Raw genomic sequence first — 23166 nt, 5'->3', positions numbered from 1 at the left:
GCTGAACATGACCGCATCGACAACGGGCGTGCCGCATGTCGGCAGCCTGCCGGCAGGTCCGCTGGACAGCATTGCCGACGTGGCCGGCGTGACCGTCGGCCATTGCACGCTGGCGGACGGCGCCGTGCAGACCGGCGTCACCGTGATCCGTCCGCATGGCGGCGATCCCTACCGCGACAAGGTGCCCGCAGCGGCTACCGTGCTCAACGGCTTTGGCAAGAGCATCGGGCTGGTGCAGGTGGACGAACTGGGCGTGCTGGAAACGCCGCTGGCGCTGACCAATACCTTTTCGGTCGGCGCGGTGGCGCAGGCGCAGATCCGTGCGGCGGTGGCGGCCAACCCGGAGATCGGCCGCGCGCTGCCGACCGTCAATCCACTGGTGTTCGAGTGCAATGACGGCTACCTGAACGATATCCAGCGCATGGCGGTGGAGGGCAGCCACTATGAGGCGGCCCTGGCCGGTGCCGGTGAGGACGTTGCGCAGGGCGCGGTCGGTGCCGGGCGCGGCATGTCGGCGTTCGGCGTCAAGGGCGGTATCGGCACCGCTTCACGCCTGGCCGGTGGCTATTGCGTGGGCGCGCTGGTGCTGGCCAATTTCGGCACGCCGGAATCGTTGACCGTGGCCGGCCGGCTGGCCGGTCCGGAACTGGTGCAGCGCCTGGCGCAGCCCGACACCGCGGCGCAACCGGAAAAAGGATCGATCATCATGATCCTCGCCACCGATGCCCCGCTGGACGCGCGCCAGTTGCGCCGGCTGTCGCTGCGCGCCGGCGCCGGGCTGGCGCGTACCGGCTCGGTGTTCGGGCATGGCTCAGGCGATATCGCACTCGCGTTTTCGACCGCGTATACCGTGCCCCATGACGCCGCGCGGCCGATGCCGGCCGTCGCCATGCTGCATGAAACCCTTCTCGACCCGCTGTTCCGCGCCGCGGCCGACAGCGTCGAGCAAGCCATCCTGCATGCCCTGTGGCATGCCGCACCGGTGCAGGGCCGCGACGGCCACGGCCGGCGCGCACTGCTGGACGTGATGCCCGAACTGGGCCGAACCGCCTGATGAAAATCCTAGTTTCCACTGATATCGAAGGCGTGGCTGGCGTCTTCCACGCCGAGCAGACGCGCCCCGGCAACGGCGAATACGAACGCGCCCGGGCCTGGATGACCGGCGAAGCCAATGCCGCGGTCGAAGGCGCCTTTGCCGGCGGGGCCACCGAGGTGCTGGTCAACGATTCGCACGGCGGCTTCCGCAACCTGCTGCCGGACCAGCTCGATCCGCGCGCGCGGGTGGTGCTGGGCAAGCCGCGCTACCTTGGCATGATGGCCGGCGTCGAGGCCGGTGTCGACGGCGTGCTGATGATCGGCTACCACGGCCGCGCCCAGAGCCGCGGCGTGCTGGCGCACACCATCAACAGCGGCGCCTTTGCGCGGGTCTGGCTCAATGGCAAGGAACTGGGCGAGGCGGGCCTCTACGCCGCGCTGGCCGGCGAGTTCGGCGCGCCGGTGCTGATGGCCAGCGGCGACGATGTCTTTGTGCAAGAAACCCATGCGCTGATGCCGTGGGTGCGCTACGTCGAGACCAAGTCCGCAGGCGGTTTCGGCAGCGGCACCTCGCTGTCGCCGGCGGCGGCGCGCGAGGCCATTGCCGCGGCGGCGGCAAGCGCGGTGCGCGAGCGCGCGCAGGCGCAATGCCTGCGTATCGCCGCACCGGTAACTTGCACCCTGCAGACCCTGACGCCCGCGCATGCAGACCTGTTCTGCCAGTGGCCGACGCTGGAGCGCCGCGACGGGGTGACGCTGTCCTTCCAGGCCGATTCGGTCCAGGCGGCGGTGCGCATGCTGAACTGCCTGTCGGCGATGTCGTTCATGCTGAAGTAGGGCAGGGCAGATTCGCCGGGGCGATCGCGCAGATCGGCGACAATGGCGGGTCTAGCAAACCAGGCATGACCCGCATCGCATGACCCAGGCACACGACGGGGGCTGGATCCCCGTACGCAAGGACTTCGTCGACCCCGCCACGCGCTGCCATGCGCGGGGCGCGAGCCGCCGCCACCATGGCTTTCCGGCCGGGCAGGCTTATATCCTGCGCGACGGCGCAGGGCATGAATATCCCTTTGGCGACGACTGCGCGCGTGCCGCGGTGCCGCATCCGGGCCTGCTGCGGCAGGTGCCGGACTACACCGAGCGCGATGTGGTGCCGCGCACGGCCTTGCCCGAGGTGGCGCCCCCGTCCCGCCGCCGTGACCCCGCCCAGGCGCAGGCCGCCGAGCGCGCCGCCGCGATCCGCTACCTGGTGCTGCGCATGGAGAAGGTGGCCGCGGTGCCGCGCGTGCAGCCGACAGTGCGCTTCCCGGCGCTCGAGGGCGTCTACGAGCAGTACCAGCGCACCGGCGACATCGGCATGGCGCAGGTGCGCCGCATCTTGGCGATCGAGCGCAGCCCGTCCACGCCGCCGCGGCTGCGCGCCACCAACCTGCTGGACGTCTATACCGCGCATATCAAGCTGGAATGGCTGATCGCGGGGTCCAACAGCGTCGACAACATCCGCTTCCTGCGCAGCCTGCACGACTGGCTGGCCCGTCACCTGGTGCTGACCACCGGCCAGCTGGCCGCGGCCGGGATCGAGATGCATCCGCAGGCGTTCACCGCGCCTGGCATCTGGGGTCCGGGGACGGAGCCCGCGCCGGCATCGCCCGGGTATGCATCCGGATCGCTGTTCTAGCGGCGGGTGGCAAGACCTGCGGATTTGGCGTCTAATGCCTGCATCGCATCCGCCGGTCACGCCATGAGCCATTTTTCTCGCAGCTACGCCGAAGCCCGCCAGAAGTTCCTTGACGCCGCGCGCGCGGCCGGGGCCGCGCTGGCGCAGTTCCCGCATCCCACCAAGCGCGGCAGTGCCGGCGAGGACCTCGCGATCGACGTGGCGCTGGCCGGCCCGGCCGACGCCAGCCGCTGCCTGATGGTGACCTCGGGCACGCATGGCGCCGAAGGCTTTGCCGGCTCCGGCGCACAGGTGACGATACTGCACGACGCCGCGCTGCTTGCCGATTGCGCCGCCGCCGACACCAGCCTGCTGCTGGTGCATGCGATCAATCCCTACGGTTTTTCCCACCTGCGCCGGGTCAACGAGGACAACGTCGACCTGAATCGCAATTTTATGGACTTCACGCAGCCGCTGCCGCACAACGAAGCCTACGCCGAGATCGCGCCGCTGCTGGTGCCAGCGCAATGGCCGCCGTCCGACACCGACCAGGCGCAGCTGATGAAGGCCGTGGCCGAGCGCGGCATGCCGTGGTACCAGGCCGCGGTCAGCCGCGGCCAGTACCAGGATCCGGGCGGCATGTTCTACGGCGGAGACAAGGCCACCTGGAGCAACTACACGCTGTGCCGCATCCTGGCGCGCTTCGGCGCCGGGCGCGAGGCACTGCGCTGGATCGACGTCCATACCGGGCTGGGCCCCTGGGGCTATGGCGAGCCCATCCACATGGGCCCGGACACGCCGCAATCGCTCACGCGCACGCGCGCGATCTGGGGCGAGCGGGTGACCTCGATCTACGATGGCTCGTCGACCTCGGCCAACCTCACCGGGCTGGCCTGGCACGCGGTGCTGCAGACCCTGCCCACGACGGACTATGCCGGCATCGCGCTTGAGTTCGGCACGCTGCCGGTGGGCGAGGTGCTGGAGGCGCTGCGCGGCGACCACTGGCTGCACCAGCACCCGGAAGCCGACGAAAACCAGCGCGCGCTGGTCCGCCAGGCGATGTGGCGTGCCTTCTATGGCGATGCCGACGACTGGCGCGAGGGCGTGGTGGCGCAGGTGACCGACGCAGTGCGGGACACCATTGCTTCCGTCTAGCCGGCAACGGCATCTGGCAGCAAGCGCCTTCTGGTAATGTCTCGATGTTGGCGGTAGAGTGCTGAGCCAGGCACTGCCGCCATGCCTTGGCCGGCACGTGCCGCAGCCGGGCCGCAGTCAGAAAATAACCAAGAACAAGACGGAAGAGGTCGGGGCGGGCCGGGGCGCATGATCCTGCGCGTCGCCGTGGCCTGGCGCACGGCGTCGCTTCCGGCATCAGCTCGGCAGGGAGGCCGGTGCGATGACCCTCTATGAACTGAAGCCCAGGTTCCAGGCCTGGTTGCGCCCCATGGTGCAAGACCTGGCGCAGCGCGGCGTGACTGCCAACCAGGTAACGCTGGCCGCCGCGGCCGGCTCCCTGGCGGTGGGCGTGCTGGCCACGCTGGGCATGCTGGTGGCCGAGTCCCCGGCGCTGTTCCTGCTGTTTCCCCTGTGGTTGTTCCTGCGCATGGCGCTCAACGCCGTCGACGGCATGCTTGCGCGCGAGCACGGCCAGCAGAGCGTATTGGGTGCCTACCTGAACGAGCTTGGCGACATTGCCTCGGACCTGGCGCTGATCCTGCCGCTGGCCGCGCTGCCGGGCTTCAGCCTGGGCCAGGTCGGCACCTTCGCGCTGCTGGCGGTGATCGTCGAGGCCGCCGGGCTGATCGGCCCGCTGGCCGGGGCCAGCCGGCGCTACGACGGCCCGCTGGGCAAGAGCGACCGCGCCTTCGCGGTCGGCGCGATCGCGCTGTGGGCCGGTGTTGGCCTGGGCTTTGGCGCGGCCGCCAGCTGGCTGTGGCTGGTACTGTCGCTGCTGTCGTTGTTCACGATTGCCAACCGGGTGCGCCGCGGTGTCGCCGAGGCCCAGTCCCGCACTGTGGAGTAGCGAGATGGACCGAGCGTCGCCCCGCCAGCCGCAAGAGCGGCAATTCGAGACCCACGACCGCCAGACGCTGTTCTATCGGCACTGGCCGGCCGTGGAGGGCCCGGCGCGCGGCGCCGTGGTGCTGTTCCATCGCGGCCATGAGCATTCCGGCCGGGTCGCCCACCTGGCCGACGAACTGAACCTGCCCGGCTACGAGATCTTTGCCTGGGATGCGCGCGGACACGGCCGTTCGCCCGGCGAGCGCGGCTACAGCCCCAGCCTGGCGGACTCGGTGCGCGATATCCAGACCTTCACCACCCATATCGCCGAGGTCCACGGCATCCCGCTGGAACGCACCGCGGTGATCGCGCAGAGCGTGGGCGCGGTGCTGGCCTCCACCTGGGTGCACGACTACGCGCCGCCGATCCGCGCGCTGGTGCTGGCCTCGCCGGCGTTTAAGGTCAAGCTCTACGTGCCCTTTGCGCGGCCGGGGCTGAAGCTGATGCAGCGCCTGCGCGGCAAGTTCTTCGTCAACAGCTACGTCAAGGCCAAATTCCTCACGCACGATCCCGAGCGGATCGCCAGCTACGACAGCGATCCGCTGATCACGCGCCCGATCGCGGTCAATATCCTGCTGGACCTGTACGAGACCGCGGAGCGCATCGTCGCCGATGCCGCGGCAATCACGGTGCCGACGCAGCTGCTGATCTCCGGCGCTGACTGGGTCGTGCATCGCGGGCCGCAGGACCGCTTCTATGAGCGCCTGGGTTCGCGCACCAAGGAGCGCATCGTGTTGGACGGCTTCTATCACGACACGCTCGGCGAGCGCGACCGCAAGCTGGCGGTCGATGCCGCGCGCCGCTTTATCCTGCGCGAATTCGACACGCCGTCGGCACCGCGCTCCTTGCTCGATGCCGACCAGATCGGCCCGTTCCGCGAGGAATCCGACCGCCTGGCGTCGGCGCCGGCCGGGTTGGCCGCCTGGTACTGGCGCGCGGCGCGGGCCAACCTGAAGCTGGGCGGGATGCTGTCGGACGGGGTGCGGCTGGGCCATGAGACCGGCTTCGACTCGGGCTCGACGCTCGACTATGTTTACCGCAACGCCCCCTCGGGCCGCGGCAAGCTGGGCCGGTTGGCCGACCAGCAGTACCTGGACGCGATAGGCTGGCGCGGCATCCGCCAGCGCAAGGTCCACGCCGAGGCCCTGATCGCCGACGCCGTGCGGCGGCTGCGGGCGGGCGGCATGCCGGTGCGGATCGTCGACATCGCCGCCGGGCACGGGCGCTATGTGCTTGAGGCCCTGGGCGCGCTGGATGGCGGCGGGGCCGCGGTCGAGTCGATCCTGTTGCGCGACTACAGCCCGCTGAACGTCGAGCAGGGCCGCGCCCTGATCGCCGCCAAGGGCCTGGCGGACGTGGCCCGCTTCGAGCAGGGCGATGCCTTCGACGGCGACAGCCTGGCGGCGCTGGCACCGGCGCCGACACTGGCGGTGGTTTCCGGCCTGTACGAACTGTTCCCCGACAACGCGATGGTGCGGCGCTCGCTCGATGGCCTGGCGCGCGCGGTGCCGCCCGGCGGCTACCTGGTCTACACCGGCCAGCCCTGGCATCCGCAGCTGGAATTCATCGCGCGCGCGCTCACCAGCCACCGCGCCGGCGCCGCCTGGGTGATGCGCCGCCGCTCGCAGGCCGAGATGGACGAACTGGTGCGGGCCGCGGGCTTCGACAAGGTGACCCAGCGCATCGACCCGTGGGGCATCTTCACCGTCAGCCTGGCGCGCAGGCGCGGCGCATGAGCACGGTGCCGACGGAGGCTGGCGCCGGGGCGCATCCGGAGCGGCCGGCGGGGCAGCGGCCTTGGGGACTGGCCTGCCTGTTGCTGGCGCTGGCCGGCGCGCTCTTTTTCTCCAGCTACGGCTTTGCCAACTGGCTGGCGAGCCAGCGTGCCAACGTGCCGGCGGTCTATTTCGAATGGGAGCGGGGGATCCCGTTCCTGCCGTGGACCATCCTGCCGTACTGGTCGATCGATTTGCTGTACGGCATCTCCTTCTTCCTGTGGCGCACGCGCGCGGCGCTGCTCACGCACGTCAAGCGGCTGGTGCTGGCGCAGCTGGTGTCGGTGGCATGCTTTATCGCCTTCCCGCTGCGCTTCAGCTTTGCCCGGCCCGAGGCCGACGGCCTGCCGGGCCAGCTGTTCACGCTGCTGGGCGGTTTCGACCTGCCGTTCAACCAGGCGCCGTCGCTGCATATCAGCCTGCTGGTGATCCTGTGGGTCGCTTTTGCGGCCCACCTGCGCGGCGGCTGGCGCTGGCTGCTGCACGGCTGGTTTGCGCTGATCGGGGTCTCGGTGCTGACCACCTGGCAGCACCACCTGATCGATGTGCCCGCCGGCGCGCTGGTGGGCTGGCTGTGCGTTTACCTGTTCCCGATGCAACTGCCCGCGGCCGCGGCCGGCGCGCCGGATGCGCGCACGCGCCAGCTGTCACGCCGCTACACCGTGTGCGCGCTGGTGGCGTTGCTGTGCGCGGTGCTGGCGGTGGGCGCGTCGGTGACGCTGGCGTTCCTGCTGCTGTGGGCCGCGCTGGCGCTGGCCTGCGTCGCCAGGATCTACGCGCTGGCCGCGCCGGCGTGGTTCCAGAAGGTCCGTGATGGGTCGATGGCGCCGGGCGCGCGCTGGGTGCTGGCGCCTTACCTGCTGGGCGCCTTCCTCAATTCGCGCTGGTGGACGCGGCGCGCGCCGCAGCCCAGTGCCATCGCAGACGGCATCTGGGTTGGCCGCTTCCCGACCCGCGCCGAACTGCGCGCGATCGGGGCGGATGCCGTGCTCGACCTGACGGCTGAACTGCCGCGCGCAGCCACCGGCCCGGCGCTTGCGTATTGTTGCGTGCCGGTGCTGGACCTGACCGTGCCGACGCCGGAGCAGTTGGACCAGGCCGTGGCTCAACTCGACGCCTGGCACCGGCAGGGCCGCCGCGTGCTGGTCAGCTGCGCGCTCGGCTATTCGCGCAGCGCGCTGGTCGCCGCCGCATGGCTGGCGCGCGGGCAGGGACTGCGCGACGCCGGCGCTGCGCTGGCGGCGTTGCGCCAGCATCGGCCGGCGGTGGTGCTCGGGCGCGAACATGCCGAGGCGCTGCAACGCTGCCTGGACCGTCCCGCCATGCCGGAGCCCGACGATGGACGCTGAGTTCACGCAACGCACGGATGCCTGGATCGCGCACGCCGTCACCGGCGCGCTGTCGGGCGCGGTGTGGATCGGCGGGGCCGGGCTGGCTTTCGCCGTCGCCACGGCATGGCTGGGGGTGGCCACGCCGGTCCCGCGCGCGCTGGCGGCCGCGTCGTTGCTGCTGGCGCTGCCCCAGCTCTGGCTGCTGCTGCGCGTTGCCATCGACCGCCGGCTGTTCGATGCGCTTGCGACCGCGCAGCAAGGCCAGCCCGACCTGGCCGGATTGGATGGCGCGCTGCTCGAACTGGGCTGGATGCCAGCGCAACGCGCCGGCCGCCCGTTGCCGGACCGCGCCCGCGGCGCGCTGCGGCTGGTGCGCGCGAGCGCCGCGCTGACGGTGTGCCAGCTGGCGCTGGCCTTGCTGACCCTGATCCTGAGGTAACCAACCATGTGGCTTGCCCGCGCGACCGCGCGCGCCATCATCGTCTTCGCCCGGCTGCTGACCGGGATGCGCGCCAACTGGCAGGGCTGCATCCCCGCCGCGCTGCAGCGCGTCTACTTTGCCAACCACAGCAGCCACGGCGACTTCGTACTGATCTGGGGCTGCCTGCCACCCGACCTGCGCACCGTCACGCGCCCGGTGGCCGGTGCCGATTACTGGGAGCGCTCGCCGCTGCGGCGCTTTATCGGCCGCGACGTATTCCACGCGCTGCTGATCGACCGCACCCGCAGCGAACTGGGCAGCGACCCGGTGGCGCTGATGCACGGCGCGCTGGCATCCGGCGACTCGCTGATCCTGTTTCCCGAAGGCACGCGCAATACCACCGACGCGCGCCTGCTGCCGTTCAAGAGCGGCATCTACCACCTCGCGCGGGCCTGCCCCGGGGTGGAGTTCGTGCCGGTGTGGATCGACAACCTCAACCGCGTGATGCCCAAGGGCGAAGTCGTGCCGGTGCCCCTGCTGTGCACCGTCACCTTTGGCCAGCCGGTGCTGCTGGCCGCCGAGGACAGCAAGGAAGCCTTCCTTGCGCGCTGCCGCGACGGCCTGCTCGCGCTTGCCCCGGAGCTGGAATGACCGCCATGCCCACTTTGCACTGGAGCCCCGAGACCTGGCTGCTGTTCGGCGGCCTGTTCGGCGTGCTGCTGCTGGCCTCCACGGTGACCGCGCTGCTGCGCTGGCGGGTGGCGGGCGGCGGCCAGCACGCGGTGATCGACAACCTGGCGCAGCGCGTCTGGGCCTGGTGGTGGATGATCGGCATCATGGGCGCGGCCTTTGCGCTGGGGCGCACCGCGGTGATCGTGCTGTTCTACCTGCTGTCGTTCTTCGCGCTGCGCGAGTTCGTCACCATCATCACCACGCGGCGCGGCGACCATCACGCCATCGTCGCCGCCTTCTTCGTGTTCCTGCCGCTGCAGTACGTGCTGGTCTATATCGGCTGGTACGGCATGTTCTCGATCCTGATCCCGGTCTATGCCTTCCTGATCCTGCCGATCCTTGCGGCGCTGTCGTCCGAGACCACGCGCTTCCTGGAGCGCTGCGCCGGGGTGCAGTGGGCGGTGATGGTGTGCGTGTTCTGCATCTCGCACGTGCCGGCGCTGCTGACGCTGCCGATCCCGGGCTTCGAAGGCCGCAACCTGCTGCTGATCGCCTTCCTGGTGATCGTGGTGCAGGGCAGCGACGTGCTGCAGTATGTGTGGGGCAAGCTGTGCGGCAGGCACAAGATCGCGCCGCTGCTGTCGCCATCCAAGACCGTCGAGGGGTTTGTCGGCGGCGTGGCCAGTGCCACCGCGCTGGGCGCGGCGCTGTGGTGGATCACGCCGTTCTCGCCGTGGCAGGCAGGCGCGATTGCGCTGGTGATTGCGCTGATGGGCTTCCTGGGCGGGCTGGTGATGTCGGCGATCAAGCGCGACCGCGGCATCAAGGACTGGGGCCATATGATCCAGGGCCACGGCGGCATGCTGGACCGGCTGGACTCGGTGGTGTTCGCCGCGCCGGTGTTCTTCCATATCACCCGCTACTGGTGGGTGCCCTGAGCACCCCGGCCCTTACAGCTCCATTTCCTCGCACCACGTCACCACCGCATCGCGGAAGTCTTGGCAGATCGGCGACAGGTAGCCATCGGCGCGCCACAGCACGGCCAGCTCATGCTGCCACGACATGCCCGGCGCCTCGATCGCGGCCAGCCCCTGGCCCTCGGCCTGGCGCAGCATGCGCGGCGGCATGATGCCGAGCAGATCCGAGTGCCGCAGCAGCTCGCCGAAGGCCACCGGCGACGCCGTGCTTTCCACTGCCACGCGCGGCGGCGGCAGCCCGACCGAGGTAAACCGTTCCTCCAGCCACTGGCGCAGGTAGAGCGAAGTGGCCGGCACCACCCAGCGCTCGCCGCTCAGGTCGGCCAGCGTGCGGAAGGCCTCGCGGCGCGGATGGCCGGTGCGGGACACGATCTGCATGGTCAGCGGACCGAGCGGCAGCCAGGCAATGTCCGGCGGCAGGCTGGTCGGGCGCGCGCCCAGGATCAGGTCGGCCTCGCCGTTCTGCAGCATCGCCATCAGGCGCGCGCTCAGGTGGGTCTCGATCGAAAATGTGGCCAGCGGCCGGCTCAGGAAGAAGCGGGCCAGCAGCGGCGACAGCAGCGACGGCAGCAGGTAGGGGATGGCGCCCAGGCGCACCGTGCCCGCGCGCGCCGCGCGCTGCTCGGCCAGTTCATTGCGCATGTCGCCCGCGGCCAGCGAGATCCGGCGCGCATGGGCGACCAGGGTGCGGCCCACGCTGGTCGGCACCAGCCCGCGCGGGGTGCGCTCGAACAAGGGCATGCCCGCTTCGCCTTCCAGCCGCGCCAGCGTCTTGGACAGGCCGGACTGGGTCATGCCGAGGGTGTCGGCGGCGCGGTGCAGGTTGCCTTGCTCGATGACAACCAGGAAAGCTTCAAGATCCTCGAATCGCATGGGGCGTGACGGCGCTGCAATGGCGCGGGGACGGTGCGAGCCATTGTAGCGCCGCCCATTGCCTTCGCCGTGTCAGCGGGGGAGGGGTAGGACAATGCGGCGCTGCGCCATGCCTGGCAGGACTTGACCCGCGCCGCGCGGGAATCACGCCGGGCGGGGTGCTGGCCTAGACTGCGTTGGCATCCCTCGCGCACCGCACTCCCGCGGGCACCACAGAAGGGAGCAAGGACAGGAGACACACCGATGCAACACCGTTCCGCACGGCTGCGCGCAGCCGTGGCCGCCATGCTGCTGGCGGCCATCCCGGCGGCAATCTGCGCCGCCGATCCCGCCTCTGCCGAGCCCTATCCTTCGCGCCCGCTGACCATCGTGGTGCCGTCGGTGGCGGGCAATGTGAACGATGCCGTGGCGCGGCTGATCGGGCAGGAGCTGACTAGGAGCTGGGGCCAGCCGGTCATTGTCGACAACAAGCCTGGCGCGGGCACCACCACGGGCACCAAGTACGTCGCCCGCGCGGCAAAGGATGGTTACACCGCGCTGTTGACCTTCACCGCGCACGTGCAGAATCCGTCGCTGTATCGGGGTATCGGCTATGACCCGATCGCGGACTTCACGCCGGTCAGCGAGGTGGCGATCTCGTCCACCATCCTGGCGGTGTCGCCGGACTTCCCGGCGCGCACGCTGCCGGAGGTGGTGGCATTGCTCAAGGCCAATCCCGGCAAGTATCCGTATGGGTCGTATGGCGCGGGCACGACGGGCCATATCCTGGGTGAGCTGCTCAAGCGCGAGGCCGGGCTGCAGATGGAACACGTCGCCTACAAGGGCGGCGCGCCGCTGGCCACCGACCTGGCGGCTGGCCATGTGAAGCTGGGCTTTATTGCCGTGGGCACGGCCATGCCGCTGCTGCAGGGCGGCAAGCTGGTGCCGGTGGCGATCGCCGGCGCGGAGCGTTCGGCGCTGTTGCCCAAGGTGGCGACCTTCCGGGAGGCCGGCTACAAGGGCTTCGAGCCCGATGCGTGGATGGGGCTGGTGTTCCCCGCCGGCGTGCCCAAGGCACGGGTCGATGCCTTGTCGCGCGAGGTCGCGCGCATCGTGCGCCTGCCGGAGATCGCGAAGAAGATGCAGGACCTGAACCTGGTGCCTGTCGGCGGCACGCCGGAAGCCTTCGCCACGGTGATGAAGAACGACCGCGACAAATGGAGCCGCATCATCAGCGATGTCGGCATCACGCTCGAATGACAGGAGTGCCGATGCAAGCAAACGATTACCTGGGGCTGGTCTGCTCCCGCTGGTGCCACTGGAGCGAGCTGGAACTGCAACGCATCCCGCGCCGCCCGCTGGCACCCGGCCAGGTGCGCATCCGCGTGCGGCATGCCGGGGTGGGCTTTGCGCTGAGCCTGTTTGTGTCTGGCAAGTACCAGCGCAAGCCGCCGCTGCCGTTCACGCCCGGCACCGAGGCCGCGGGCGAGATCATCGAGGTGGCGCCTGATGTCACGCGGCTGCACCCGGGCCAGCGCGTGGCCGCAGCGCTGGACTGGGGCGGCTTTGCCGAGGAAGTGGTGGCCATGGCCGACACGGTCTATCCGGTGCCTGACGGGCTGGAGCTGGCGCAGGCGGCCGCGCTGCCCGTCACCTATGGCACGGTCTGGGCGGCGCTGGCGTGGCGCGCCGCGCTGCATCCGGGAGAAACCATGCTGGTCCATGGCGCCAGCGGCGCGCTGGGCACGGCCGCGGTGCAGGTGGGCCGGCTGATGGGTGCGCGCGTGATCGCCACTGCCAGCACCGAGGCCAAGCGCGAGGCGGCGCTGCGCAACGGCGCCGCGCATGCGCTGCCGTCCGACGCGGCCACGCTGGCGGCAGCGGTCAAGGCGCTGTGCCCCGCGGGCGGGGCCGACGTGGTGTTCGATCCGGTCGGCGGCGATCTCTTCGACGCCTCGCTGCGCTGCGCGGAGCCGGGCGCGCGGTTGTTGTCGATCGGCTATGCCAGCGGGCGTATCCCGCAGGTGCCGGCCAACCTGCTGCTGGTGAAGAACCTGACCCTGATCGGCTTCAACTACGGCTACTACATCGGCTGGGGCCTGACCGACGAGCGCCGGCGCTTTGCGCAGAGGGTGCAGGCGATGGTGGCCGAGATCATGCAGGCGGCAGCCAGCGGCAAGCTGGCACCGCCCGTGCTGCAGCACTTCCCGCTGAGCGACTGGCTCAACGCCGTCGACACCACGATGTCGCGCCGCGCCATCGGCAAGGTCATGCTGGATATCTGAACGGAGAGCACGACATGCACCATGCACAAGCGGCAACGGAAGATGCCATGTTCGACGGCCTGACCGTGCTAGACCTGAGCCAGGGCATCGCCGGCCCGTACTGCGGCCTGATCCTGCGCCAGCAGGGTGCGCGCGTGATCAAGGTGGAGCCGCCTGGCGGCGACTGGTCGCGGCAGATGGGGCGCATCCGCGCCGGCCAGACCGCGATTGCGGTCGCCTGCAACGCGGGCAAGGAGAGCGTACTGCTGGACGCGCGCAGCGGCAGCGGCCGGGCCGCCATCGCCAGGCTGGCGCAGCAGGCCGACGTGGTGATCCAGAACTTCCGCCCCGGCGTGGCCGAGCGCATGGGCGTTGGCTACGAGGCACTGGCCGCGCGCAACCCGGCGCTGGTCTATGTCTCGATCTCGGGCTACGGCCATGCCGGCCCGATGGCGAACATGCCGGCGGTGGACACCACCATGCAGGCTTTCAGCGGCCTGATGCACCTGAACCGCGACAGCGCCGGCCAGCCGCGCCGCATTGCCTTCTACATGGTCGACCTGAGCACCGGGCTCTATGCGGCCCAGCATGCGTCGGCAGCGCTGTACAAGGCCGCCCGCAACGGCCGCGGCCGGCACGTGCGGCTGTCACTGCTGGAGACCAGTGCCGCGCTGCAGTCTTACCTGATGGTGGATGACGCCATGTTCCCCGATGCGGAGCTGGCCGTGGCCAATGCGCCCACCGGGCTGTTCGATGCGGCCGATGGCCGGCTGTACCTGAGCATGCTCAACGACGCCATGTTCGTGCGGCTGGCAACGCTGCTGGGTTTCGACGACTGGCTGGCCGATATCACGCTGCACACCAGCGCCGGCCGTTTGCCGCGCGCGGCGGAGCTGGTCCGGCGCGTGGCGCAGGCCATTGCGGCACAGCCGCTGGCGCACTGGGAGGCGCTGCTGACCGAGCACGATGTGCTGTTCGCGCGCGTGGGCCATGCACGGGACCTGCTGGAGAGCGCGCAATGCGCGCAGGCGGGCGTGTTCGGCCGGCTGCCGCTGGCAGGGATCGGCGAAGTGCCGTGGGCCAACCTGCCAGGCATGGCAGGATCGGAACGGCTGGCAGGCAATGCGCCGGCGCTGGGCCAGCATACCGAAGCGGTGCTGGCGGAGTTCGGCATCGGCAGCTGAAACCGGCGCCGGAAAAGAAAAACGGACGGTGCGCAATGCGTACCGTCCGTGTTCCGTTGTGCGTTGGTAGGCTCGATTGGACTCGAACCAACGACCCCCACCATGTCAAGGTGGTGCTCTAACCAGCTGAGCTACGAGCCTAGCGAAGGCGCGAATTATAGAGACGCCTTTTCGATTGCGCAAGCACCCCCGCGAACTTTTTGCGTGGATGCCTGCGCTTGTGCCGTGCGCGGCGCGTCAGGCGCCGGTGATGCGGTCGCGCAGTTCGCGCTTGAGCACCTTGCCGATGGCGCTGCGCGGCAGGCTCTCCACCTCATGTATCGCGGCCAGCCGCTGGGTCTTGCCCAGGTGCTGGTTGGCCCAGGCCAGCACGTCCTGCGCCGTGGCGCCGCCGCCGGCGCGCAGCGCGACGAAGGCCACCGGGGTCTCGCCCCAGCGCTCCGACGGCACGCCCACCACCGACACGTCTGCCACCGCCGGGTGTTCGCGCACCACCGCCTCGAGATCGCTCGGGTAGATGTTGAAGCCGCCCGAGATGATCATGTCCTTCTTGCGGTCCATCAGCACCAGGAAGCCGTCTTCGTCGAAGTGGCCGATATCGCCGGTGCGGATAAAGCGCTGGCCCTGCGCGTCATGCCATTCGGTCTCGGCCGTCTTCTCCGGCTGGTTGTGGTAGCCGTTCATCATCGCCGCCGAGCGGCCCACCACTTCGCCGGTGCTGCCGGGCGGCAGCTCGCGGCCCTCGTCGTCGATGATGCGCACATCGGCACCGGTGGCGGGGCGCCCCACGGTATGCAGCTTGTCGGGGAACTGGTCGGCGAACAGCAGGCAGCCGCCGCCGCCTTCGGTCATGCCGTACAGCTCGGTCAGCGCGCCCGGCCAGCGCCGCAGCACTTCGGCCTTCAGGGCGGGGCTGAACGGCGCGCTGGTGCAGAACTTCTGCTGGAAGGACGACAGGTCATGGCGGTCGAACTCCGGATGTGCCAGCAGCCGCTGGTACTGCACCGGCACCAGCATGGTGTGCGTGGCGCGATGCTGCTGTGCCAGCGCCAGGTACTGGCCCGCATCGAACTTGGTCATCAGGATCGCCGTGCCGCCCAGGCCGATGGTCGGGAAGAAGCTGGCCAGCGTGGTGTTGGAGTACAGCGGCGTCGACAGCAGCGTGATGGCATGCGTGCCGTAGCCGGTGGCGGCGCCGCGCGACACATGGGCCCAGCGCATGCCGTGCGACTGCACGATGCCCTTGGGGGTGCCGGTGGTGCCGGAGGAATAGATGATGTTGAGCGGCATCTCGGGGCGGATCCCGGGCTCGGTCACCGGCGTGCCGGCGGGTGCCAGCCAGGCCTGGTACGGCTGGCCTGCGTCGCTGCCGTCCAGCGTGACGATGGGCGTGGCGGCCAGCTGGCCGCGCACGGGCTGCAGCACGTCGGCCACGGTGGCATCCGCGAACAGGATGCGCGCGCCCGCGTCGGCAACCATGCCGGCCAGGCTGTCCGGCGTGGATGACGGCGCCAGCGGCGCCACGACCACGCCGGCGCGCACCGCGCCCAGGTACACCGCGGCGTATTCGATCGAGGACGACGCGCAGATGGCGATGGCTTCGCCGGGGCGCACGCCGTCGCGGGCCAGCGCCGCGGCGATGCGGTCCATGGCGGCATCTAGACCGGCATAGTCGAGCACGCGCTCGCCATGCATCAGGGCGCGCTGTGCGGGGCGCTGCGTGGCGTGCTCGCGCACGAGCACGGACATGGTGGTGAAGGGGCGTAGAAGCGGGGTCGGTTGGGTCATGTTCGGCAAGGAGATGCGGGTGCCAGCGTGGCGCACCCGAAGAGCGATGATGGATCGAAGCAGACTTACTGGATCTGTGCGCCGGACTCCTTCACCACCTTGCTCCAGCGGTTGATCTCGGCGTCGATATGGGTGCGCAGCGCGGCGGGCGTCGAGCCCACCGGCTCATAGCCGTTGGCGGCCAGCGTGGCCTTCAGTTCGGGCTGGCGCAGCACCGTGGCAATCTCGGTGCTGAGCCGGTCGATCACGGGCTGCGGCGTGCCGGCCGGTGCCAGCACCGCGTACCAGCCGGTGATGCTGATGCCCGGCACGCCGGCCTCGGCCAGCGTCGGCACCTCGGGCGCGACCGCGGCGCGCTGGCTGCCGGTCACGGCCAGTGCGCGCAGCTTGCCGCTCTTCACGTGCGGCAGGGTGGTGGAGATGCTGTCGAAGGTCAGCTGGACCTCGCCCGACAGCATTGCCGTCACCACCTGTGCGCTGCCCTTGTACGGAACGTGGGTCATCTTGATGCCCGCGACGGAATCGAACAGCTCCCCCGCCAGGTGGCCGGTATTGCCGTTGCCGGCCGAGGCGAAGGTCAGCTTGCCGGGCGCGGCCTTGGCCTCGGCAATCAGCTCCTTCACGTTGGTGGCCTGCAGCGAAGGGCTCCCAGCCAGGATCATCGGCAGGTTGGCCACTAGCGAGACCGGCGCGAAGTCCTTGCGTGTGTCATAGGGCAGCTTCGGGTACAGGCTGGCATTGATGGCATGGGCGGCCAGCACCATGATCAGGGTGTAGCCGTCGGGCTTGGCCCGCGCCAGCGCCTGGCTGGCGATGGTGCCGCCGGCGCCGGGCCGGTAGTCCAGCACCACGGGCTGGCCCAGGCGCTCCTGCAGTTTGGCGGCGACCGGGCGCGCCAGCAGGTCGGCGCTGCCGCCCGGCGGATAGGGAATCAGCAGCTGGATCGGGCGCGATGGCCAGGTTTCCGCGCTGGCGCCGGACGGCAAGGCGGCGGTGGTGACCATGGCGGCCGTGGCCAGCATGCCGGCCAGCCATGCGCGGCGCCCCCGAGCGGGGCGCCGGGATGCGATCAGGGATGCCATCAGTTGTCTCCTCGTTGTGTCGGCCGCGGGCGCAGCCGTTGTCCCTTGTCGCCAAGTCGGGCTGGGATGTTGGTGTCACAAACGGTAAAGGTGTAAGCCCGCCAGCGGAATTCTTAAATCGATAAGTCTGGCTTTTTGCTGGCGAAGCGGTACGGCGGCACCGGCGCGATTCGTTGTGTCTGTCCGGCGGCCCGCTACAGCAATAATCTTTGTGAATGAGGAGATTTTGGCGGTGGGTCGCGATCAGAGGCTTGAATCTTTGCGATCAGGGAGATTTCTTGATTTTCCCGCCTGAAGACACTAAAGTCTTTGCAATCAAGGAGATTTTTGTGCCAGTGACCCTCACCGAACCCGGCGATATCGGCGCCTTCGTGCGCGCTGCCCGCAAGGCGCAAGGCCTGCGCCAGGACGATGCCGCAGGCGCCATCGGCGTCAGCGAGAACTTCATGGTGCGCGTGGAGAACGGGGCCGAAGGCATCCAGTGGGGCAAGCTGTTCCAGGTGCTGGAAGGGCTTGGCCTGCGCGTGGTGGTCGACATGCCGGAGGCGGCGGCACCGCTGGTAGCGGCCGAGCTGGCCAAGCTCAGGCAGCGCCAGGCGCGTAGCCGCAACCGGCGCGCAGCGGTCAAGGGAGGCGACCAGCATGGCTGAGCGCGTACTGGTCGCCAGCATCAACGGCACGCCGGTGGGCGAGCTACATGAGGCCAGCGATGCCTGGTCGTTCCGCTATGACGCGGCGTGGCTGGGCAACCCGCACGCCTTCGCCCTGAGCCCGGCGCTGCCGCTGCAGCCGGAGGCGCTCGCCGATGGCAGCACGATGCGGCCGGTGCAGTGGTACTTCGACAACCTGCTGCCCGAGGACGGCCAGCGTGCGCTGCTGGCACGCGATGCCAGCATCCGCAACGAGGCCGATGCCTTTGCCCTGCTGGCGCACTATGGGGCGGAATCGGCGGGCTCGCTGACGCTGCTGCCGCCCGGCCGCGGGCCGGCCACCGCGCCGGCCCTGCGCCACTTGAGCGACGCCGCGCTTGACGCCCGCATCCACAGCCTGCCCAGCGTGCCGCTTACACATGGCGCGGTCAAGCGCATGTCGCTGGCCGGCGCCCAGCACAAGCTGGCGGTGGTGCTGCAGGACGGCGCGCTGTTCGAGCCCGGCGCGGATACGCCGTCCACGCATATCCTGAAGCCGACCCACCAGATGCAGGAGATCTATCCGCATTCGGTCATCAACGAGTGGTTCGTGATGTCGCTGGCCGTGCGGCTGAAGCTGGAGGTGCCGCCGGTGTACCGGCGCTATGTGCCGTCGCCGGTCTACCTGATCGACCGTTTCGATCGCCACCTCACGCAGCACGGGCAGTGGCAGCGGCTGCATGCGATCGATGCCTGCCAGCTGCTGAACCTGCCGCGCACCTTCAAGTACGACCAGGGCAGCGTCGAGCGGCTGGCGCAACTGGCAACGCTATGCCGCGCGCCAGCGGTGGCGCGTGCACGGCTGTTCGACTGGCTGGTGTTCAACATCCTGGTGGGCAATTCGGATGCGCACCTGAAGAACCTGAGCTTCCTGGTGTCCGATGCCGGCATCGCGTTGGCGCCGTTCTACGACCTGCTCAGCGAGGCGGCTTACGCCACCCGCACCTATGACAAGACCGGCTGGCCGCAGGCGCACCGCTTTGCCTGGCCGGTGCTGGGGGTGGAGTTCTACAGCGATTTCTCGCGCGCGCTGGTGCTGGAGGCAGGGCGCGCGCTGGGCCTAACCGGCGTGACCGCCGAGCGGCGGCTGGACGCCATGCTGCGCGGCATCGGGCCGGCCGCGCAGGCGCTCTATGAGCAGGCCGAGCAACAGAACGCGGCCATGGCGCGGGAGCGCCCGGCGCTCACCGGCGGGTTTGCCGGCGAACTGGCATGCCTGCGCGTGATCCGCTTCACCATCATCGCCGACATGGTGCGGGCGCTTGCCGCGGCCTGAGTCTGGCTAATGACTGGTGGGGTGCGGCTGGCTGAAGAAGTAGGGCACCAGTGCGGCGGCAATCAGCAGGCCCGCGGACAGGAAGATCGCCGCATAGGTGGAGGGCAGCGGCCAGCCACGCACATGGCCGGCATTGGCGATCAGCCCGTAGCCCCATGACGTCAGCGCCGATCCCAGGAACACAAAGGTGTTGAGCAGGCCCAGCCCGCGCCCGCGCCGCGACGGCGGGACCAGCCCGCGGCCCTGCGCCATCACCAGCGGGTGCAGCATGCCGATGGTCGACAGCAGCGCCATCATCGCCACGCCGTAGCCGATGCCGCTGTCCGGCCATAACGCCAGCAGGAACGAGCCCGACATGGCAAAGCACGACCAGCCGGCGATGGCGGTCTTGAGCGTGTTGCGGCGTACCAGCACCGGCAGCAGGAAGGCGGTCAGGAAGCCGGCCAGGCTCAGCAGCGCCAGCGCCACCCCGCGCGGCGCCGAGCCCAGGCCGAACACGTCGGCCAGGTAGGGGCCGCTCCAGGCATTGCGGAAGGCGGTGCCGGCGGACATTGCCACGCACAGCGGAATCAGCGTCCACAGCGGCGCCAGCTTCAGCAGCTGCAGGCTTTCCGACAGCATCGCCGGCCACGACGCACTGCGGGCCTCGGCATGGCCCTGGTCGCGCACGAAGCGCCACACGCCATAGCAGGCCGCGACCATGCCCAGCGCCGATACCGCCATCGACGGGCGCCAGCCGATCAGCGAGATGGCCCAGCCCAGCGGCGCCGTGGCACACAGCGCGCCAATCATGCCCATGGCATTGGAGCGGCTGACCACGCGGGTGTAGTCGCGCTCGGACAGCTGCTCGGAGGCGAAATGCAGCAGGCCCATGAAGACCGGCGCGCACGCCAGCCCCAGCCCCACCTGCGCCAGCGTGGCCGCCGCGCCGTTGGGCGCCAGCACGAACAGGATCGACGACACGGCGCCCACCGCCAGCAGCAGCGCGGTCGGCCGCCCCACGCCGTAGCGGTCGAAGGCAACGCCCACGGGGATTTGCGCCACGGCAAAGGCCAGGAAGAACGACGAAGACAGTGCGCCAAAGCCCGCCGGCGACAGCCCGAAATCATGCTGCAGCTCGGGCGCCATTACCGCCAGGCAGGAGCGGAAGAACTGGCTGAGCGCAAAGGCGAACGTCAGCAGGGCGATACCGCGCGCGGCGTGCGCTGCCGGGGCATCGGCGGGCAGGGCGTCGGGCGAACCGGGGAGGCGGGCGTTGCTGGCGGTCACGGCTTCAGCGGCGGCCTGTTCGGGCCGCGTAGTCTCGGTACTGCGCGATCTCGGCCGCTACCAGCGGGCGCAGGGTTTGCCACTGCACCGGCTGCGGAGCGAGCACGCTGTTGTTGTTATCGGAGGAAATGCACAGGCGCACCTGCGCGAGTGGCCGGTTGCATCGGTGCGTACATGCAGGATGCGGGTCGACCGCAGCGGCTGCCAGGTGACAGGCGGCAGGAAGTCGGTCATGCCGCTGCCACGCTCGGACGGTTCGGTGACAAGACCGAACGTGGTGCCTAGCAGTGAGTGTAGAGCGTGCGCGGTCAGCATGGTCGGCGCGTGGCCGGTGTTCGCCCAGATTGCACGGCAGGCGAGCAGGCCTGCCTGTCTACTCAGCCCGGCAGGGCGTCGTAGGTCAGCAGGAATACCTGCTCATCGCCCGCGCTGACCGGCAGCCAGACGATTTCCAGCTCGGGGAACGCAGCTTCCACGTTGGCGTGCTCGTTGCCGATCTCCACCACCAGCACGCCGCCCGGGTTCAGGCGCGCCTTGGCGCCGGCGATGATCCGCCGCACCACGTCCATGCCGTCGTCGCCGCCGGCCAGGGCGATGCGCGGCTCGGCCAGGTATTCCGGCGGCAGCGCCTGCATCGAGCCTTCGTTGACGTAGGGCGGGTTGGTCAGGATCACGTCGTAGGTGGCGCCATGCGGCAGCGGCGCGTACAGGTCGCCCTCATACAGCCGGATGCGGTCGTCCATCTTGTAGTCGGCCACGTTGCGGCGTGCCACGGCGAGCGCGTCGGGCGAGATGTCGACAGCGTCGATCTTCGCGTTCGGCCAGACGTGCGCGGCCACGATCGGCAGGCAGCCGGAACCGGTGCACAGCTCCAGCACCGGGCCGATGCTGTCGGTCTCGCCGACCCACGGCTCCAGCCCGTCCTGCAGCAGTTCGCCGATAAAGCTGCGCGGCACGATCACGCGTGAATCGACGTAGAAGCGCAGGCCGTGCATAAAGGCCTCGTGCGTGATGTAGGCGGCCGGCACGCGCTCATTGACGCGGCGGTCGATGACCTTGAGCACGGCATCGACTTCCTCGGGCAGCAGGCGCGCGTCCAGGAAGGGGTCGAGCGTGTCGAGCGGCAGGTTCAGCGTATGCAGCACCAGGTAGGCGGCTTCGTCATAGGCATTGGCGCTGCCGTGGCCGAAGGACAGGCGCGCGGCGGTAAAGCGCGAGACTGCGAGACGCAGCAGGTCGCGCACGGTGCGCAGGGGAGAGGGCGTTGCCATGTATGGGTGTCTTTCGGCGAAAAAAATCAGGCGACGAGACGTTCCAGCACGCCGCGGTAAACGTTCTTCAGCGGCTCGATGAAGCGCACTTCAACGTGCTCGTCGATCTTGTGGATGCTGGCGTTGGGCGGGCCGAACTCGATCACCTGCGGGCAGATCCTGGCGATAAAGCGCCCGTCCGAGGTGCCGCCGGTGGTCGACAGCTCGGTCTTGACGCCGGTCTCGGCCTCGATCGCCGACGACAGCGCGTCGGACAGCTCGCCGCGCGGGGTCAGGAAGGGCTCGCCGCCCAGGGTCCAGTCCAGCGCGTATTCGAGCTGGTGGCGGTCCAGGATCGCATGCACGCGCGCCTTCAGGCCTTCCGGCGTGCTGGCGGTCGAGAAGCGGAAATTGAAGTCGATGGTGACGTGGCCCGGGATCACGTTGGTGGCGCCGGTGCCGCCGTGGATGTTCGACATCTGCCAGCTGGTCGGCGGGAAGTACTCATTGCCCTGGTCCCAGACCTCGGCGGCCAGCTCGGCCAGCGCCGGCGCGGCTTCATGGATCGGGTTGCGGCCCAGGTGCGGGTAGGCGATATGGCACTGGATGCCCTTGACCGTGAGCTTGCCCGACAGCGAGCCGCGGCGGCCGTTCTTGACCATGTCGCCAAGCGTGTCGACCGAGGTCGGCTCGCCGATCACGCAGTAGTCCAGGCGCTCGCCGCGCGCGGACAGGGCCTCGACCACCTTGATGGTGCCGTCGTGCGCTGGGCCTTCCTCGTCGCTGGTGATCAGGAAGGCGATCGAGCCGGCATGCGCAGGGTGCGCCTTGACGAACTCTTCCACCGCCACCACGAATCCGGCGATCGAGGTCTTCATGTCGGCGGCACCGCGGCCGTACAGCTTGCCGTCGCGGTGCGTCGGTTCGAACGGGTCCGAATGCCACTGCTCCAGCGGGCCGGTCGGCACCACGTCGGTATGGCCGGCAAAGGCCAGCAGCTTGCCGTCCTTGCCCTGCGTGCCGCGCCTGACCGCCCACAGGTTGGTCACGCGGAAATCGTCGGGGCCGCTGACGAGCGCTTCGCAGTCAAAGCCGAGCGCCTTAAGGCGGGTTTCCAGGATGGCCTGGCAGCCTTCGTCGGCGGGCGTGACGGAGCGGCGGCGGATCAGGTCTTCGGTGAGGGCGAGGGTGGCGGCGAGGGTGGCGGTCATCGGACTACGGAAATGGAAATCAGAACTGGCCGGCGTACTGGTCGGCGGAAAAACCGACCATCACCTTGCCATCATGGGCCAGCACCGGGCGCTTGATCAGCGACGGGCTTTGCTGCATCAGCGCGATCGCGCCGGTTTCCTGCTCGGCGCGGGCCTTGTCGGCGTCCGACAGCGCGCGCCAGGTGGTGCCCTTGCGGTTGAGCAGCGTCGCCAGCGGCACGTGCTTCAGCCAGCCGCGCAGCATGGCTTCATCCACGCCTTGTTTCTTGAAGTCGTGGAAGCTGTAGGCCACGCCGTTGTCATCCAGCCAGGTGCGGGCTTTCTTGACGGTATCGCAGTTGGGAATGCCGTAGAGCAGGACGGTCATGG

The 23166-nt window shown here is 69.6% G+C and carries 22 protein-coding genes and 1 tRNA gene; 15 read left to right on the top strand and 8 right to left on the bottom strand.

The annotated features are described in order from the left end of the window. The first annotated feature begins 7 nt into the window (after positions 1 to 7). The 10 genes from KB879_RS22535 to KB879_RS22490 all read left to right on the top strand — a co-directional run bounded on the left by KB879_RS22535 (position 8) and on the right by KB879_RS22490 (position 9893). Complete coding sequence (locus KB879_RS22535) at positions 8 to 1054, top strand: P1 family peptidase (RefSeq protein ID WP_153954610.1); 1047 nt, start codon at positions 8 to 10, stop codon at positions 1052 to 1054. After that, positions 1054 to 1872: a M55 family metallopeptidase gene (locus tag KB879_RS22530; RefSeq protein WP_114130982.1), complete on the top strand. Its 819-nt coding sequence runs from the start codon at positions 1054 to 1056 to the stop codon at positions 1870 to 1872. The genes KB879_RS22535 and KB879_RS22530 overlap by 1 nt, the downstream gene beginning before the upstream one ends. Positions 1873 to 1951: 79 nt before the next feature. Next, entirely contained in the window at positions 1952 to 2716 is a 765-nt protein-coding gene (locus KB879_RS22525) for a hypothetical protein (protein ID WP_153954608.1), read from the top strand. 63 nt (positions 2717 to 2779) lie between these two features. After that, positions 2780 to 3850 carry a M14 family metallopeptidase gene (locus KB879_RS22520; protein WP_211979791.1) on the top strand — a complete coding sequence of 357 codons (1071 nt, stop codon included), beginning with the start codon at positions 2780 to 2782 and terminating at the stop codon, positions 3848 to 3850. Positions 3851 to 4091: 241 nt separating this feature from the next. Continuing rightward, complete coding sequence (locus tag KB879_RS22515) at positions 4092 to 4718, top strand: CDP-alcohol phosphatidyltransferase family protein (protein WP_013956991.1); 627 nt, start codon at positions 4092 to 4094, stop codon at positions 4716 to 4718. 4 nt (positions 4719 to 4722) lie between these two features. Continuing rightward, a complete protein-coding gene (locus KB879_RS22510) occupies positions 4723 to 6492 on the top strand; it encodes a bifunctional alpha/beta hydrolase/class I SAM-dependent methyltransferase (protein WP_153954606.1) in 1770 nt (589 codons plus the stop codon). Beyond that, on the top strand, positions 6489 to 7880 hold the full coding sequence (locus KB879_RS22505; protein WP_211979790.1) for a phosphatase PAP2/dual specificity phosphatase family protein: 1392 nt from the start codon (positions 6489 to 6491) through the stop codon (positions 7878 to 7880). The genes KB879_RS22510 and KB879_RS22505 overlap by 4 nt, the downstream gene beginning before the upstream one ends. Continuing rightward, a complete protein-coding gene (locus KB879_RS22500; RefSeq protein ID WP_013956988.1) occupies positions 7870 to 8301 on the top strand; it encodes a hypothetical protein in 432 nt (143 codons plus the stop codon). Before KB879_RS22505 ends, KB879_RS22500 begins: the two co-directional genes overlap by 11 nt. Positions 8302 to 8307: 6 nt before the next feature. Further along, positions 8308 to 8934, top strand: a complete 627-nt coding sequence (locus tag KB879_RS22495) for a 1-acyl-sn-glycerol-3-phosphate acyltransferase (protein WP_211979789.1) — start codon at positions 8308 to 8310, stop codon at positions 8932 to 8934. Further along, positions 8931 to 9893, top strand: coding sequence for a phosphatidate cytidylyltransferase (locus KB879_RS22490; protein ID WP_153954602.1), 963 nt, complete (start codon positions 8931 to 8933; stop codon positions 9891 to 9893). The genes KB879_RS22495 and KB879_RS22490 overlap by 4 nt, the downstream gene beginning before the upstream one ends. A gap of 12 nt (positions 9894 to 9905) precedes the next feature. Here KB879_RS22490 and KB879_RS22485 read toward each other — a convergent pair whose 3' ends face one another. Continuing rightward, the gene (locus KB879_RS22485) at positions 9906 to 10805 is read right to left on the bottom strand and encodes a LysR family transcriptional regulator (RefSeq protein ID WP_153954601.1); all 900 of its coding nucleotides are present in this window, start codon (positions 10803 to 10805) and stop codon (positions 9906 to 9908) included. A gap of 243 nt (positions 10806 to 11048) precedes the next feature. Here KB879_RS22485 and KB879_RS22480 point away from each other — a divergent pair, with 243 nt between their 5' ends. From KB879_RS22480 to KB879_RS22470, 3 genes are read left to right on the top strand one after another with little or no spacing between them, the layout of a single operon-like run. Continuing rightward, the gene (locus KB879_RS22480) at positions 11049 to 12044 is read left to right on the top strand and encodes a tripartite tricarboxylate transporter substrate binding protein (RefSeq protein WP_153954600.1); all 996 of its coding nucleotides are present in this window, start codon (positions 11049 to 11051) and stop codon (positions 12042 to 12044) included. Between the two features lie 11 nt (positions 12045 to 12055). Further along, complete coding sequence (locus KB879_RS22475) at positions 12056 to 13069, top strand: NADPH:quinone oxidoreductase family protein (protein ID WP_153954599.1); 1014 nt, start codon at positions 12056 to 12058, stop codon at positions 13067 to 13069. Positions 13070 to 13083: 14 nt separating this feature from the next. Beyond that, positions 13084 to 14232, top strand: coding sequence for a CaiB/BaiF CoA-transferase family protein (locus tag KB879_RS22470; protein ID WP_153954598.1), 1149 nt, complete (start codon positions 13084 to 13086; stop codon positions 14230 to 14232). Positions 14233 to 14296: 64 nt separating this feature from the next. On the opposite strand, the gene KB879_RS22465 is transcribed toward KB879_RS22470, so the two are convergent. From KB879_RS22465 to KB879_RS22455, 3 genes are all read right to left on the bottom strand, one after another. Next, a tRNA-Val gene (locus tag KB879_RS22465) sits at positions 14297 to 14373 on the bottom strand. A gap of 96 nt (positions 14374 to 14469) precedes the next feature. Beyond that, entirely contained in the window at positions 14470 to 16020 is a 1551-nt protein-coding gene (locus tag KB879_RS22460; protein ID WP_013956981.1) for a class I adenylate-forming enzyme family protein, read from the bottom strand. 65 nt (positions 16021 to 16085) lie between these two features. Beyond that, on the bottom strand, positions 16086 to 17102 hold the full coding sequence (locus KB879_RS22455) for a tripartite tricarboxylate transporter substrate binding protein (RefSeq protein ID WP_013956980.1): 1017 nt from the start codon (positions 17100 to 17102) through the stop codon (positions 16086 to 16088). Positions 17103 to 17431: 329 nt separating this feature from the next. Between KB879_RS22455 and KB879_RS22450 the strand changes: the two genes are divergently transcribed. Both KB879_RS22450 and KB879_RS22445 read left to right on the top strand, forming a co-directional pair. Continuing rightward, positions 17432 to 17752 (top strand): helix-turn-helix domain-containing protein, encoded by a 321-nt coding sequence (locus KB879_RS22450; RefSeq protein WP_013956979.1) that lies wholly within the window; start codon positions 17432 to 17434, stop codon positions 17750 to 17752. Further along, positions 17745 to 19067: a HipA domain-containing protein gene (locus KB879_RS22445; protein WP_153954596.1), complete on the top strand. Its 1323-nt coding sequence runs from the start codon at positions 17745 to 17747 to the stop codon at positions 19065 to 19067. The genes KB879_RS22450 and KB879_RS22445 overlap by 8 nt, the downstream gene beginning before the upstream one ends. A gap of 6 nt (positions 19068 to 19073) precedes the next feature. On the opposite strand, the gene KB879_RS22440 is transcribed toward KB879_RS22445, so the two are convergent. The 4 genes from KB879_RS22440 to KB879_RS22425 all read right to left on the bottom strand — a co-directional run bounded on the left by KB879_RS22440 (position 19074) and on the right by KB879_RS22425 (position 23164). After that, positions 19074 to 20336 (bottom strand): MFS transporter, encoded by a 1263-nt coding sequence (locus tag KB879_RS22440; RefSeq protein ID WP_211979788.1) that lies wholly within the window; start codon positions 20334 to 20336, stop codon positions 19074 to 19076. A 377-nt stretch (positions 20337 to 20713) separates the two neighbouring features. Beyond that, positions 20714 to 21607, bottom strand: coding sequence for a 50S ribosomal protein L3 N(5)-glutamine methyltransferase (gene prmB, locus KB879_RS22435; protein ID WP_013956975.1), 894 nt, complete (start codon positions 21605 to 21607; stop codon positions 20714 to 20716). Between the two features lie 26 nt (positions 21608 to 21633). Next, a complete protein-coding gene (gene dapE / locus KB879_RS22430) occupies positions 21634 to 22797 on the bottom strand; it encodes a succinyl-diaminopimelate desuccinylase (protein ID WP_013956974.1) in 1164 nt (387 codons plus the stop codon). Positions 22798 to 22816: 19 nt separating this feature from the next. Further along, a complete protein-coding gene (locus KB879_RS22425; RefSeq protein WP_153954595.1) occupies positions 22817 to 23164 on the bottom strand; it encodes an ArsC family reductase in 348 nt (115 codons plus the stop codon). Positions 23165 to 23166 lie beyond the last annotated feature (2 nt).

Source organism: Cupriavidus sp. KK10 (assembly GCF_018223725.1).
Classification (GTDB): Bacteria; Pseudomonadota; Gammaproteobacteria; order Burkholderiales; family Burkholderiaceae; genus Cupriavidus; species Cupriavidus necator.
This window is presented reverse-complemented; position numbering and strand designations above follow the sequence as displayed.

Bases quoted from the DNA above. Each gene is read 5' to 3' on its own strand.
- KB879_RS22525 (WP_153954608.1), top strand. From the start codon at position 1,952: ATGACCCAGGCACACGACGGGGGCTGGATCCCCGTACGCAAGGACTTC.
- KB879_RS22495 (WP_211979789.1), top strand. From the start codon at position 8,308: ATGTGGCTTGCCCGCGCGACCGCGCGCGCCATCATCGTCTTCGCCCGG.
- KB879_RS22530 (WP_114130982.1), top strand. From the start codon at position 1,054: ATGAAAATCCTAGTTTCCACTGATATCGAAGGCGTGGCTGGCGTCTTC.
- KB879_RS22520 (WP_211979791.1), top strand. From the start codon at position 2,780: ATGAGCCATTTTTCTCGCAGCTACGCCGAAGCCCGCCAGAAGTTCCTT.
- KB879_RS22455 (WP_013956980.1), bottom strand. From the start codon at position 17,102: ATGGCATCCCTGATCGCATCCCGGCGCCCCGCTCGGGGGCGCCGCGCA.
- KB879_RS22425 (WP_153954595.1), bottom strand. From the start codon at position 23,164: ATGACCGTCCTGCTCTACGGCATTCCCAACTGCGATACCGTCAAGAAA.
- KB879_RS22460 (WP_013956981.1), bottom strand. From the start codon at position 16,020: ATGACCCAACCGACCCCGCTTCTACGCCCCTTCACCACCATGTCCGTG.
- KB879_RS22490 (WP_153954602.1), top strand. From the start codon at position 8,931: ATGACCGCCATGCCCACTTTGCACTGGAGCCCCGAGACCTGGCTGCTG.
- KB879_RS22535 (WP_153954610.1), top strand. From the start codon at position 8: ATGACCGCATCGACAACGGGCGTGCCGCATGTCGGCAGCCTGCCGGCA.
- KB879_RS22485 (WP_153954601.1), bottom strand. From the start codon at position 10,805: ATGCGATTCGAGGATCTTGAAGCTTTCCTGGTTGTCATCGAGCAAGGC.
- KB879_RS22475 (WP_153954599.1), top strand. From the start codon at position 12,056: ATGCAAGCAAACGATTACCTGGGGCTGGTCTGCTCCCGCTGGTGCCAC.
- KB879_RS22515 (WP_013956991.1), top strand. From the start codon at position 4,092: ATGACCCTCTATGAACTGAAGCCCAGGTTCCAGGCCTGGTTGCGCCCC.
- prmB (WP_013956975.1), bottom strand. From the start codon at position 21,607: ATGGCAACGCCCTCTCCCCTGCGCACCGTGCGCGACCTGCTGCGTCTC.
- dapE (WP_013956974.1), bottom strand. From the start codon at position 22,797: ATGACCGCCACCCTCGCCGCCACCCTCGCCCTCACCGAAGACCTGATC.
- KB879_RS22445 (WP_153954596.1), top strand. From the start codon at position 17,745: ATGGCTGAGCGCGTACTGGTCGCCAGCATCAACGGCACGCCGGTGGGC.
- KB879_RS22500 (WP_013956988.1), top strand. From the start codon at position 7,870: ATGGACGCTGAGTTCACGCAACGCACGGATGCCTGGATCGCGCACGCC.
- KB879_RS22480 (WP_153954600.1), top strand. From the start codon at position 11,049: ATGCAACACCGTTCCGCACGGCTGCGCGCAGCCGTGGCCGCCATGCTG.
- KB879_RS22470 (WP_153954598.1), top strand. From the start codon at position 13,084: ATGCACCATGCACAAGCGGCAACGGAAGATGCCATGTTCGACGGCCTG.
- KB879_RS22505 (WP_211979790.1), top strand. From the start codon at position 6,489: ATGAGCACGGTGCCGACGGAGGCTGGCGCCGGGGCGCATCCGGAGCGG.
- KB879_RS22510 (WP_153954606.1), top strand. From the start codon at position 4,723: ATGGACCGAGCGTCGCCCCGCCAGCCGCAAGAGCGGCAATTCGAGACC.